At 66.7% G+C, this 12,575-nt stretch carries 13 protein-coding genes; 7 read left to right on the top strand and 6 right to left on the bottom strand.

What is annotated here, in order from left to right:
- Positions 1-44 precede the first annotated feature (44 nt).
- Positions 45-356: a DUF4229 domain-containing protein gene (locus NVV90_RS16510; protein ID WP_258438326.1), complete on the top strand. Its 312-nt coding sequence runs from the start codon at positions 45-47 to the stop codon at positions 354-356.
- Between the two features lie 157 nt (positions 357-513).
- Here the strand turns inward: NVV90_RS16510 and NVV90_RS16505 are convergent, their stop codons facing one another.
- From NVV90_RS16505 to NVV90_RS16480, 6 genes are all read right to left on the bottom strand, one after another.
- Positions 514-1,395, bottom strand: coding sequence for a 1,4-dihydroxy-2-naphthoate polyprenyltransferase (locus NVV90_RS16505; RefSeq protein ID WP_258438325.1), 882 nt, complete (start codon positions 1,393-1,395; stop codon positions 514-516).
- Positions 1,396-1,491: 96 nt separating this feature from the next.
- Positions 1,492-2,622 carry an AMP-binding protein gene (locus NVV90_RS16500; RefSeq protein ID WP_258438324.1) on the bottom strand — a complete coding sequence of 377 codons (1,131 nt, stop codon included), beginning with the start codon at positions 2,620-2,622 and terminating at the stop codon, positions 1,492-1,494.
- A 9-nt stretch (positions 2,623-2,631) separates the two neighbouring features.
- Positions 2,632-3,585 carry a 1,4-dihydroxy-2-naphthoyl-CoA synthase gene (locus NVV90_RS16495; protein WP_258438323.1) on the bottom strand — a complete coding sequence of 318 codons (954 nt, stop codon included), beginning with the start codon at positions 3,583-3,585 and terminating at the stop codon, positions 2,632-2,634.
- A gap of 21 nt (positions 3,586-3,606) precedes the next feature.
- Positions 3,607-4,047 (bottom strand): VOC family protein, encoded by a 441-nt coding sequence (locus NVV90_RS16490; protein ID WP_258438322.1) that lies wholly within the window; start codon positions 4,045-4,047, stop codon positions 3,607-3,609.
- A 212-nt stretch (positions 4,048-4,259) separates the two neighbouring features.
- Positions 4,260-5,528: an IS110 family transposase gene (locus tag NVV90_RS16485; protein WP_258438321.1), complete on the bottom strand. Its 1,269-nt coding sequence runs from the start codon at positions 5,526-5,528 to the stop codon at positions 4,260-4,262.
- Between the two features lie 260 nt (positions 5,529-5,788).
- Positions 5,789-6,535 (bottom strand): CPBP family intramembrane glutamic endopeptidase, encoded by a 747-nt coding sequence (locus NVV90_RS16480; RefSeq protein ID WP_258438320.1) that lies wholly within the window; start codon positions 6,533-6,535, stop codon positions 5,789-5,791.
- 51 nt (positions 6,536-6,586) lie between these two features.
- Here NVV90_RS16480 and NVV90_RS16475 point away from each other — a divergent pair, with 51 nt between their 5' ends.
- From NVV90_RS16475 to NVV90_RS16450, 6 genes are all read left to right on the top strand, one after another.
- Positions 6,587-7,531, top strand: a complete 945-nt coding sequence (locus tag NVV90_RS16475) for a metal ABC transporter substrate-binding protein (protein ID WP_258438319.1) — start codon at positions 6,587-6,589, stop codon at positions 7,529-7,531.
- On the top strand, positions 7,528-8,280 hold the full coding sequence (locus NVV90_RS16470) for a metal ABC transporter ATP-binding protein (protein WP_258438318.1): 753 nt from the start codon (positions 7,528-7,530) through the stop codon (positions 8,278-8,280). Before NVV90_RS16475 ends, NVV90_RS16470 begins: the two co-directional genes overlap by 4 nt.
- A 5-nt stretch (positions 8,281-8,285) precedes the next feature.
- A complete protein-coding gene (locus NVV90_RS16465) occupies positions 8,286-9,161 on the top strand; it encodes a metal ABC transporter permease (RefSeq protein WP_258438317.1) in 876 nt (291 codons plus the stop codon).
- A 210-nt stretch (positions 9,162-9,371) separates the two neighbouring features.
- Positions 9,372-11,063 (top strand): ABC-F family ATP-binding cassette domain-containing protein, encoded by a 1,692-nt coding sequence (locus NVV90_RS16460; RefSeq protein WP_258438316.1) that lies wholly within the window; start codon positions 9,372-9,374, stop codon positions 11,061-11,063.
- A gap of 144 nt (positions 11,064-11,207) precedes the next feature.
- Positions 11,208-11,555, top strand: a complete 348-nt coding sequence (locus tag NVV90_RS16455) for a molybdopterin oxidoreductase (protein ID WP_258438315.1) — start codon at positions 11,208-11,210, stop codon at positions 11,553-11,555.
- Entirely contained in the window at positions 11,555-12,481 is a 927-nt protein-coding gene (locus tag NVV90_RS16450) for an NAD(P)/FAD-dependent oxidoreductase (protein ID WP_258438314.1), read from the top strand. The genes NVV90_RS16455 and NVV90_RS16450 overlap by 1 nt, the downstream gene beginning before the upstream one ends.
- The last annotated feature ends 94 nt before the right edge of the window (positions 12,482-12,575 follow it).

The raw sequence follows: 12,575 nt of genomic DNA, 5'->3' as shown, positions 1-12,575 counted from the left end.
TTGGCCCGTGATCAGAGTGCAACCATTCGGGCCGCTAAACTTGGATGGTGGCTTTCCTGAAGTATTCCCTGATCCGTCTGGCGCTGTTCGTGCCGTTGTTCGTGCTGTTTGCCTTTTTGCAGGTCGGCTGGATCCTGGCGGTGATTTTTGCCGGGCTGATTGCGTTCGCCATCAGCTACCTGTTCTTCCAGAAGCAGCGCGACGCCGCCACCGCGGCCATGCGCGAGCGCTTCTCCGGCCGCGCCAAGCCCATCCGCACCGCCGGTGAGGTGGAGGACGCCGCCGCCGAGGACCGCCTGGTGGACGAAAACCCGGACATCGCGGTCAATAACGACAAGCGCCCCAAGGAAGCCTAAGGCTCAATGCTGCAGGAGGGTTGCGAAAAACCGTCTCAGATTTGAGCGAGGGTCGGGGAAACCGGGCCATTTTCTGAGCGAGCGTCGGGGTGGATGGACGCTCGCTCACTTTTGGGGAGTTTCCTGCGGACGCTCGTTCACCTGATGTGGGCGAGGGTTAGAACCCGTGGCTCAGCACCAGTCCGAGTGAGAACAGCAGGCTGTAGCCGAGGTTGATCAGACCGGTCTGCTTGAGCACCGGGATCAGGCTCTTGCGCTTCTTGCCGTTGACCATGAGCCAGGCCGGCATGAGGCAGGCGGGGATCAGCAGCAGCACGATCAGCATCCACGGCTTGGTGGGCGCCAGCACGATCACCAGCAGGATCGCCACGGCGAGCATCAGCACGTAGCTTTCGCGGGCGTGGCGGTCGCCCAGGCGGACTGCGAGGGTCTTCTTCCCGGCCACGATGTCCGTGGGGATGTCGCGGACATTGTTGGCCATGAGCAGGGCGCAGGCAATGAGTCCCGTGCCGATCGCGCCGATCACCGCGGCCAGGCTGAGCTGGCCCGCCTGCGTGTAGGTGGTGCCCAGCGTGGCCACCAGCCCGAAGAAGACGAAGACGAACACGTCGCCCAGGCCCATGTAGCCGTAGGGGTTCTTGCCCCCTGTGTAGCCCCAGGCCGCCAGGACGCAGCCGAGGCCCACCAGGATCAGCCACCAGGTCTGGGTGATGATCACCAGGATCAGGCCGCACACCATGGCCGCGCCGAACAGCGCGAACGCCGCCCACTTCACCTGTTCCGGCTTGGCCGCGCCGGAGCCGACCAGCCGCAACGGACCCACCCGGTCCTCGTCCGTGCCGCGGATGCCGTCCGAGTAGTCGTTGGCGTAGTTGACGCCGATTTGCAGGAGGAGCGCCACGAGCGCTGCCAGGATCGCGTTCGGCAGCCGGAACGCCTGCAGCTCGTAGGCCGCGGCGCTACCGATCAGCACCGGCGCAATCGCCGCCGGCAGGGTGCGGAGCCGGGCCCCTTGGATCCATTGTGCAGCTGTCGCCACGTTCAGTACCTCGCGTAGTTTCGCAGTGATTGTTTCGCAGTGTTGTTCAGGTGTCGCGGGTCCCGCCGCCGCCATGAAGGCCCGGACCGGACCTGTCTATTGTCCCTGATGCAGCTTGGAGAGCTGCTCGATCATGGCCAGCCGGTCCGGTTTGCCGTTGGGGAGCATGATGAGCCCGTCCGCCGCGAGCACGGTTTTGGGCGCCAAGGCCCCCAGCGCCGCGTGGCCGCGGGCGGCGAAGTCCTCGCGGCCTTCCGCCGAGCCTTCGGCCACGGCCACATAGGCGGCCACCGCCTGGCCCCACTCGCGGGACGGCACGCCGGCCACGAAAGCCGCGCTCACGCCGTCGAGCCTTTCCAGCTCGGCCTGGATGAACGCGGCGGAGACCTTGACGCCGCCGGTGATGATGACGTCGTCGGCGCGTCCCAGGACGGTGAGGGTGCCGTCGGCGGCGAGCTCGCCGAGATCGTTGGTGCGGTACCAGCGGACGCCGTCCTCCTCGAAGAAGGCCCCGGCCGTGGCCCTGGGGGCGTCGAGGTAGCCCGCCGCTACCGTGTCGCCGCCCAGCAGGATCCTGCCGCCATCGCCGAGGCGGACCTCGACGCCGTCCAGCGGCCGGCCGTCGTACACACACCCGCCGCACGTCTCGGCCGAGCCGTAGGTGGTGACCACCTTCAGGCCGGCGTCGCGCGCGGACTCCAGCAGCTCAGATGAGGCGGGGGCACCGCCCAGCAGGATCGCGTTGAAGCGGCGCAGCGCAGCGAGCGTCTCCGGCGAAGGCGATTCCAGCAGCCGCTGCAGCTGCGTGGGCACCAGGGAGGTGAAGCGGATTTTGTCCGTGAGTTCCTCGGCGGCAGCCGTGAAGGCTTCCGGCGTGAAACCGCCGCTGAGGTCCATCGCCCAGGGGCGCGTGCCGCCGAAGAGGGAGCGGACCAGGACCTGGACACCCGCCACGTACTGCAGGGGGAGCGCCAGGAGCCACTGGCCTTCGCCGCGCAGCGCCATGGCCGTGGCCACGGAGGACGCCGCGAGGGCGTCGACGGTGAGGATCGTCGCCTTGGGGGCGCCGGTGGAGCCGGACGTCCGGACCACCACGGCGGCCTCCTCGATGCCGGTCTCTACCGGAACGGCGGTTGGCTCGCCGTCGGCGTCCACCAGGATCTCGACGGCGGGGCCCTCGCCGTGGAGGGCGGCCGCGAGGGCCTTCAGTACGGGATCGATGTCCACGGGCGCGTCCTAGAAGTAGTAGGGGAAGTTGGACCAGTCCGGATCGCGCTTTTCGAGGAAGGCTTCCTTGCCCTCCACGGCCTCGTCCGTCATGTAGGCCAGGCGCGTGGCTTCGCCGGCGAACACCTGCTGCCCGGCCAGGCCGTCGTCGGCAAGGTTGAAGGCGAACTTGAGCATGCGGATGGCCTGCGGGGACTGCCGAGCGATGTCCGCGGCGTATTCCAGGGCCACTTCCTCCAGCCGCTCGTGGTCCACGGCCTCGTTCACGGCGCCCATGCGGACCATGTCCTCGGCGGAGTATTCGCGGGCCAGGAAGAAGATCTCCCGGGCGGCCTTCTGGCCGATCTGGCGGGCCAGCAGCGCGGAGCCGTAGCCGGCGTCGAAACTGCCCACCGTGGCGTCCGTCTGCTTGAACTTGCCGTGCTCGCGCGAGGCGATGGTCAGGTCCGAGACGACGTGCAGCGAGTGCCCGCCGCCGGCTGCCCAACCGTTGACGACGGCGATGACCACCTTGGGCATGGTGCGCATGAGCCGCTGGACTTCCAGGATGTGGAGGCGGCCGGCGCGGGCGGGGTCGATGGTTTCCTGGGTATCGCCTTCGGCGTAGCGGTAGCCGTCGCGGCCGCGGATGCGCTGGTCGCCGCCGGAGCAGAACGAGTGCCCGCCGTCCTTCTCCGAGGGGCCGTTGCCTGTGAGTAGGACCGTGGCTACGTCGGGGGTCATCCGGGCGTGGTCCATGGCCCGGTAGAGCTCGTCCACGGTGCCGGGGCGGAAGGCGTTGCGGACCTCGGGGCGGTTGAAGGCGATGCGGACCGTGGGGAGGTCCTTGATGATGGAGCCGTCAGCGGAGCGTTCCACCTGCCGGTGGTAGGTCATGTCCTGGAAATCGTCGAAGCCGGAGACGGTGCGCCAGCGCGAAGGGTCAAAGACGTCGGATACCTGGGCAGGAAGGTGGTTGTTCACAGTCCGAGTCTAGTAATCGCCTCAGCTGATGCAGAACTCGTTTCCTTCGGGGTCCGCCATGGTGTGCCATTCGTGCGGTCCCTGGCTGGCCGTCCAGAGGTAGGTGGCACCGCGCGCCTCCAACGCCGCGCGGACCCCATCCTTGTCCCGGCCGTCCAGGCGGACGTCCCAGTGCACCCGGTTCTTGACCGCCTTGTCATCCGGTGAGGTCTGGAAGAGGATGCGCCGTTCCGGCCGTGCCGCGTCCAATTCGTCCTGCGGCCGTATGGCCGAGCCTTCGCGCCAGACGAGCTTGCCGTTGTGGATGAGCGTTTGGTCGTCGGTGGCGAACCCCTGCTCCACCATGGAGCGGATGAAGGCCTCGTCCTGCGGCTCCACCGTCCACTCGAGCGTCTCGGCCCACCAATCGGCGAGCGGGTGCGGGTTCTTGCAGTCGACCACGATCTGGATGCTGAGTGCCATGACTCGAAACTACGACGACGGCGCGCGGCCCGGTAGGGGATCGCGGACAGTTTGCGTCCGGGTTTCCCAACTGGGTAGCAGTAACTGTCGTTTTGCCCCCCCAAAACGACAGTTACTGCTAGTCCGAAAATGAGGTGATGTGCGTTCGTTGGCGCGCGTGTTTGGGCATCCGGGGGCGAAAGGCAGCCCTCGGTGGACGGGGAATGTTGGAGTCAGGCGGCAGGGGTCAGGGTGACGGTGTAGCCGAGGGCCTCGAGTTGCCGGATGTGGCTGTGCTTCCTGGTTTCGGGGTTGGTGTGGCGGGTGAAGTGGTCGGCGCCGAGATCCTGGAACCGTGTGTCCGGGCCCTGCAGGAGGTGCCAGACGATGACGAGGATGGAACGTCCGATGGCGACAATGGCGCGTTTCTTGCCCCGCCGCCGGACGAGCCTTCGGTAGCGTTCGCCCAGGAAGGTATTGGTCTTGCCGGCTCCGAAGGCGGCCTCGCCAAGGGCCCGGGCGAGATAGCGGTTGCCGTGCCCGGTCGAGCCGTTTCCTTTGGTCTTGCCTGCGGAGGAGTTGATGCCCGGGGAGAACTTTGCCCAGGAACACAGGTGCCCCGCGGTCGGGAACCGGGACATGTCGACCCCGATTTCGGCCAGAACTACGGCGGCGGCGATGGGGCCGATGCCCGGGATCTCATCCAGGCGTTTGGCCGCCGCGGCGAAAGGGGCCAGCTGGACCTCGATCTGTTCATCGAGCGCGGCGATATCGGTGTCGATGCCGTCAATCCTTGCCAGCATCCGGGCGAGCAGGAAGCCGTGGTGGTCATCGAAGCGGCCGGTGAACGCCTCCTCCAGTTCGCTGATCTTCCTGCGCATGCTGGAGCGTGCCAGCTGCGCGAGCACGCCCGGGTTGCGTTCTCCGGCGATGAGCGCTGCCATCATTTCCCGGCCGGACACCCCGAAGGTGTCCGAGGCCACCGAGGAGAGTTTGATGCAGGCGTCCTCGAGGAGTTTCTCGACCCGGTTCTTCTCCGCGGTCCGGGTCCCGACCAGGTCAATCCGGTACCGGGTCAGGTCCCGGAGCCTGCGGATCGGGGCGGGCGGGACGAAGCTGGGCCGGAGCATCTGCCGTTCGGCGACCTTGCACAGCCACACCGCATCCAGCACATCGGTTTTGGGACGTCCCGGCAGATGCTTCACGTCGCGGGCGTTGACCAGCCACGGTTCGAGCCCGTGCGCCTCGAGGAGGTAGAACACCGGCTTCCAGTAGTCGCTGGTCGCCTCCATCACCACCCGCTCGATGCGCAGGTCCACGAGATGGTTGGCCAGGTCCGCCAACGAACGGGTCATGGTCGAATTCGTGGACACCTCCTGCAACCGTTTCTTTCGGTTCCCCTCCGCGGGGACCCGCACGCAACACACGAGTTCGGCCTTGCCAATGTCGATCCCGGCGACCCTGGCAATGATCTGTTCCTCATCCTGGGTTTCAGCCAGCATGATCCTGCTCATCTCCTCACGGCGCGGCCCTTCTGAATATCGAAGTGGCCGCCCGTGGGGATCACCAGGGACAACGGGAATCTAGTCCTCGTTCTCGATGAAAGGAACAATGAAGGGCCCACAACGTGACCCCCAACGCCCGGCTACTTAGCGGCCTCAACGAACCATAGAAGCACGGCGTTGGCAGGCGGCCACAAGCACATTTTCAGCCCGGAACGGGCGCCCCGCAAGGGACACAAAGGCTACTAGTTGGGCGGGGCTCAGGGCTGGAGCTGCTGCAGCTGGTCTATGAACTCCGGCGGCAAGGCGTAGATGAGCACCACGGCCAGGAGATTCTTGGAGGCGTGCACGAGGTAGGAGAACATCAGGTTCTTCCCCGTCCAGACGTACACGGCCACCAGGATGATGGCCATGCCCAGGTACGGTGCCACGGCGGAGAGCACCAGTCCTTCCCTGCCCACCACGTGGATGGACGCGAAGACCACCGCGGAGAGGGCGCAGCAGATCCAGATGTTCATGTGCCGGGAGAGCTTGCCGATCAGCAGGTGCCGGAAGAGGTACTCCTCCACGAACGGGCCGATGACCACCAGGAGCGGGACCATCAGCCATGGGGGCACCTGCAGCATGAGGCCCTGGATGTCCAGCTGGTTCTCCGAGCTCTGCACGCTGCCCGTGGCTGCCACCAGGATGGCCGTGAACACCAGCATGGCCACCAGGGACGCCGGCACCATGGCGGCGGTGAACCATGGCCGCGTGCCCAGGATGCGCACGTCGCGGACCACCACGTGCCGGGCCGAGGCCACGGCGAACACACCGACGCACGCGTAGAACACGAGATTGACCGCATATGACTCGGTGGCGGTATCCGGGAAAAGGGGCCGCAGGAGGGGCTCCAGAAGATCGCTGGCCAGGGTGAAAAACGCCGTGAATGCAAGGTACACGGCGGCCGCGGTGGCATCCAGGCCGTTGAAGCGGTACAGCGTGGCCGGCTCTTGAATGGTGCCCATGTGCCCAGCCTAACTTTGCGTGGCGGCATCCGCCTGGCTAAAATGTTCGGCATGCCTAACTTATTGTTTCGGTGCGCCAAAGAAGTCCGCCGATCCGTCGCTGTCCTTGCCGTCCTGGGGCTCTCCCTGGGGCTCGCAGCCTGCGGCGGCACCTCGGCCTCCAGCACTGATGAGCGCCCCGTTGTCCTGACCACCTTCACCGTCCTCGCCGACGTCGCCAAGAACGTCGCGGGGGACAAGCTCCGCGTCGAATCCATCACCAAGGCCGGGGCCGAGATCCATGGCTATGAGCCCACGCCCGGAGACATCCGCAAAGCCGCGCAGGCGGACCTCATCCTGGACAACGGCCTGAACCTGGAAGCCTGGTTCGCCCAGTTCGTGGAGGGCCTGGACGTGCCCCATGCCGTGGTCAGCGACGGCGTCAAGGTCATGCCGATCGCCGAGGATTCCTACCAGGGCAAGCCGAACCCGCACGCCTGGATGTCGCCCAGCAACGTGCAGATCTACGCCAACAACATGGCCAAGGCCTTCGCCAAACTGGATCCCGCCAACGCCGCCGTGTTCGAGGCCAACGCCAAGGCCTACAACGCCCAGCTCCAGTCCGTCCAGGACGAGATGGTGGCCAAACTCTCCGTCCTGCCAGAGAACCACCGCGCCTTGGTGACCTGCGAAGGCGCCTTCTCCTACCTGGCCCGCGATGCCGGGCTCAAGGAGGTCTACATCTGGGCCGTCAACGCTGAGCAGCAGGCCACTCCCCAGCAGATCACCCGCGCCATCGAGTTCGTCAAGGCCAATCAGGTTCCCGCGGTGTTCTGCGAGTCCACGGTCTCGGACGCCCCCATGCAGCAGGTGGTCGGCGCCACGGACGCAAAGTTCGGCGGCGTGCTCTATGTTGACTCCCTGTCCGAGGCCGACGGCCCCGTGCCGACATACCTGGACCTGATGCGGCACGACGCCAAGACCATCACCACGGCCCTGACGGGCGGCACCCCGTGAGCAACCCCGCCATCGTGGTTGACAACGTCACCGTCCACTACGGCGAGGTCCTGGCGCTGGACGGCGCTTCCCTGTCCCTGGACCACTCGCGCATCTGCGGCCTGGTGGGGATGAACGGCTCCGGCAAGTCCACCCTGTTCAAAACCATCATGGGCATGGTCAAGCCGGACTCCGGCCGCGTCCTCATCAACGGACACGCGCCAGTGAAATCCCGCAAGGAAGCCGGGATCGGCTACGTGCCGCAGAGCGAGGACGTGGACTGGGCGTTCCCGCTGTCCGTGCGCGATGTGGTGATGATGGGCCGCTACGGGCAGCTCGGGTTCACCCGCCGCCCCCGCAAGGCGGACCGCGACGCCGTCGAGCAGGCACTGGAACGCGTGGAGCTGAGCGAGTTTGCCGACCGGCAGATCGGCCAGCTGTCCGGCGGGCAGAAGAAGCGCGCCTTCGTGGCGCGCGGCATCGCGCAGGGCGCCACCATGATGCTGCTGGACGAACCGTTCGCCGGCGTGGACAAACGCTCCGAAGCCACCATCACCCGGCTGCTGCGCGAACTCGCCGCCGACGGCGCCACCATCCTGGTCTCTACCCATGACCTCCATGCCCTGCCGCAGCTGTGCGACGAAGCCGTGCTCCTGATGCGCAAGGTCCTCATGCACGGCAGCCCCGACGTGGTGCTGCAGCCGGAAAACCTTGCCATGGCCTTCGGCCTCGACGTCATGAACCGTGATTCTTCCGAAGGCAGGGGCTAGCCGCCATGGACATCCTCAATTTCCTGCTGGAACCGCTCAGCTATGACTTCATGGTCCGGGCGCTCGCGACGACGGCCATCGCCGCCGTGGTCTGCGCCGTGCTGAGCTGCTGGCTCGTCCTGATCGGCTGGTCCCTCATGGGCGACGCCGTCTCGCACGCGGTGCTGCCCGGCGTCGTGCTCGCCTACATCGTGGGGGCGCCGTTCGCGCTCGGTGCGCTGGTGTTCGCGCTGATCGCGGTGACCTTGATCGGCGTGGTGCGGAACACGAGCCGGGTGAAGGAAGACGCCGCGATCGGCATCGTCTTCACCTCGCTGTTCGCCCTGGGCCTGGTGCTGATCTCCGTCACGCCCAGCCAGACCGACCTGAACCACATCATCTTCGGCAACCTGCTGGGAGTGAGCATCCCGGACCTCATCCAGGTGGTTGTCCTGGGCGTGGTGGCCTTCGCCATCCTCATCTTCAAGCGCCGCGACCTCACGCTGTACGCCTTCGATCCCACCCACGCGCACGCGATCGGGCTCTCGCCCAAGCGTCTCGGCGCACTGCTGCTGGGCCTGCTGGCCCTCACGTCCGTGGTGGCGCTGCAGACCGTGGGCGTGGTTTTGGTGGTGGCCATGCTGATCATCCCCGGCGCCACGGCCTACCTGCTCACGGACCGTTTCTCCAGGATGCTGGTCATCGCGCCGGTCGTCTCCGTGGTGTGCTCGGTGTCGGGCATCTACCTGAGCTACTACCTGGACACCGCATCGGGAGCCATGGTGGTGGTGACACAAGGTGCAGTCTTCGCGGCCGTGTACCTCTTCAGCCCCCGCCAGGGCCTGATCGGCACCCGGCTCGCCAAGGCCCGCCGCAAGCGTGCGGCGGTCCTGGCGGCCTAGGAAGCAACGCGGGGTCACTTAGCGCCCATCCGGAGGCCCAACATGGGCCGTAACTGACCCCGCGTTGCTTTGGCCGGTGTCGCGGCTTGACGCGTTGGCCAGCACCGGGCAGTCTGGGTCGATGAAGTCCTAAGCGCAGCCCACATTCCGGCTGCATCCCAGTACCCAAACGGCCATGTGCCATCCACTGCGGACTTGCGAGGACTCCTCTTGACTGACCACCTTCACCTTTCCGGCGTTTCCCACGGCTACGGGGACCGCGAACTTTTCCATGGCGTGGATCTCGTCATAGACCACGGCGAGCACGTTGCCATCGTCGGCGAAAACGGGGCGGGGAAATCCACCCTCCTGCGCCTGCTGGCAGGCCTCGAAACGCCCGACGACGGCACGGCAGGTTCCGCGAACGCCGCCTACCGGGTGGGTTACCTCGCCCAGACGCACGGGCTCCCGGAGTCACTGACCGTCGGAGACGCCATCGACTCCTCCCTGGGCACCCTGCGCGAGCTTGAAGCGCGCATCCTTCAGCTGGAGCGGGACCTGGCCGACGCGGACAGCGAGACGCTCGAGCTCTATGGCAGTCTGCAAACCCAATACCAACTGCGTGAAGGCTACGCGGCCGAATCCAGGGTGGACGCGGCGCTGGACCGGCTGGGGCTGGGAGGCCTGGACCGGCGTCGGACGCTTGGATCCTTGTCCGGCGGAGAGCAGGAGCGCGTGGCGCTCGCCTGCCTGCTCGCGGACCCTGCCGACGCCTTGCTTCTGGATGAGCCCACCAACCACCTGGACGCCAGCGGCACGGCCTGGCTGGAGCAGCGCCTGGCCGCACACCGCGGGACCGTAGTGGTGGTCTCGCACGACCGCATCCTGCTGCGAAAGGTGGCCAGCACGGTCATCGAAGTGGACGCCGAGCGCCGGGCCGTGAACCGCTACGGCAACGGCTACGACGGTTATCTTCGCGAGAAAGCCGCCGAGCGGGCCCGCTGGGTCCAGCAGTACGAAGAGTGGCTCGACTCCATGGCCGCGGAACGGCTGCAGGCCGCTACAGTCTCGGACTCCATGGGCTACGGCCGGAAGCGTGACAACGACAAAATGGGGTTCGGTTTCAAGGCCGGAACGTGGCAACGGGCGGCCACCAGCAAGGTGCGCAACGCCCAGGAACGGCTCCGCAGACTTGAGGAGAACCCGGTGGACCGGCCGCCCGTGCCGCTGAGGCTTTCAGCGCCGCTGACGCCGGCCGCGCCGCTGACGCCGGCCGGGGTGATCGGGACGGGCCTTGGCGGGGACTTGTCCCCTGCAGCCCTTGAGGTCCATGGCGTGGCCGTGCCCGGGCGTCTGCATCCCACGGACCTGCGGGTGGAACCAGGCCAGAAGGTCCTGATCACCGGCCCCAACGGCGCCGGTAAGTCCACGCTGCTCTCGGTCCTGGCAGGAACCCTGGAAGCTGTTGCCGGGACAGTCCAAATACACGGCAAGGTGGGCTACCTGCAGCAGGAACTGGACGTGCCTGCCCGTCCAGGGCTCCGCTTGCTCCCCGCGTTCGCTGCCGGCCTTGGCGGGAACATCGACGAACATGCCGAGGGGCTGCTCCGGCTCGGGCTGTTCCGGACCACGGAATTCCACGTTCCCGTCGGCGGCTTGTCCGCCGGACAGCAACGCCGCCTGGCCCTTGCCCGGCTGCTGCTTGGTGGATTCGAGACCATGATCGTGGACGAACCCACCAACCACCTGGCGCCCGTCCTGGTGGAGCAGTTGGAGGCCGCGCTCGCGGAGTTTGCCGGGACCCTGGTGATCGTGAGCCACGACCGCGCGCTGGGGGAATGGTTTGACCGGTGCGCGGGTGCCCGTTCGGCCAAGGCCGGGAGCTGGGTCCGCTACGGGATGCGGGACGGCGAACTGCTGTAGCCCTGCACGGGATTCACGCGGCGGTGAGCAGGCCGCAAACGGATGGTTACCTTCTGGCCTGCGCGCGGAAACATACGGCGGCGTGTTCTGAAACAGCGGCGGAGCACCATGGAAGGGTGTCAGCCGGCTGAAAGGACTTGCCCCGTGATCGTCAAGAATCTCTTCCTGCAGGGCATCTACCCTTTCGAGGGATCCGGGCTGGACAAGCCGGTTCCTATCCACGCTGAGCTCTCCCACTTCGTCCCGGACGGCGTCATCAATCAGACGTTGTACTTCCGTGGCGGCAATTCGAGCCCGGAGCTCATCACAGTGATCCTCATGCGTGACGGCGTCCCCATGCGGTACTTCCCGATCGGCGCCAAAGGCGATGTGCACGTGCCGCTCCGCGTGGTGGAAGACACCGACGGCGGTTCGGTGATCGAGCTGTTCATGGTCGCGGCCGCGGGTGTGCGGGGAGCCGTGGTGGTGGATCTGGGCATGGTGGAGCACTGATGCGGCGGCTGGTGGTGATCGGCAACGGAATGGCCGGCGCACGGACTGTGGAAGACATCCTGGCCCGTGGCGGTGCCGCCCAGTTTGAGATCACCATGTTCGGTGACGAGCCATACGGGAACTACAACCGGACGTTGCTCGGCCGCGTGCTCTCCGGCAAGGAAAGCGAGGCGGACATCGTCCTCAACGCCCTGCCCTGGTACTGGGAAAACAACATCACCCTGCATGCCGGGGTCCGTGTGGACCGGGTGGACAAGTACAGCAAGCACGTCTTCACTGGTGACGGCCGCGTGGTGCCCTACGACGTCCTGATCATCGCGACGGGAAGCCGTTCATACCTGCCGCCCATGGACGGTATCCACACGCCCAGCGGATCCTTGCGGCACGGCGTCTTCACCTTCCGGACCATGGACGATACCCGAAGGATGGTCCAGTTCGCCCGGGAGGAGCACCACCGGCGGGCCGTGGTGATCGGCGGCGGATTGCCCGGCGTGGAGGCGGCCCGGGGGCTGCGAAGCCGCGGAATGGACGTGGCCCTGGTGCGCTCCGGCGGGGGTCCCGCCGCGATCCTGGGCAAGGACCGGATCACGGGCATCCGGCTGGGCAGCCAGGCCGCCCTCGACTGCGACATGGTGGTAGTGGCGGCGGGCGTCAGGCCCAACGTCGATGTCGCCGTCGTCAGTGCGCTGGAGGTGGAGCGGGCCATCGTGGTGGACGATCAGCTGCGCGTCATGGACGAAGAAGACATCTATGCAGTGGGCGACTGTGCGCAGTACCGGGGCGAGGCTTACGGCCTGGTGGCGCCCTTGTGGGAGCAAGCCGCCGTCCTGGCCGACCACGTCACGGGCGCGGATGGTTCTTCGGCCTATCTCGGTCCCGGGCGTTCTTTGTTGCCTGCGTCACGGGTTGCCCCGCGGATCCAGTAAGATAAACGGGTTGCGCGAACCTTCGACGTTTCGCGGTCTTTGGCTCACAGTCAGGCTCCCAAGCGGGAAAACCTCGAATTAAGTGTGCAAAACT

This window comes from Arthrobacter sp. CJ23, assembly GCF_024741795.1.
In the GTDB taxonomy this organism is placed as follows: Bacteria; Actinomycetota; Actinomycetes; order Actinomycetales; family Micrococcaceae; genus Arthrobacter.
The sequence above is the reverse complement of the archived record's forward strand: the minus strand, read 5'-3'. Positions and strand labels throughout refer to the sequence as shown.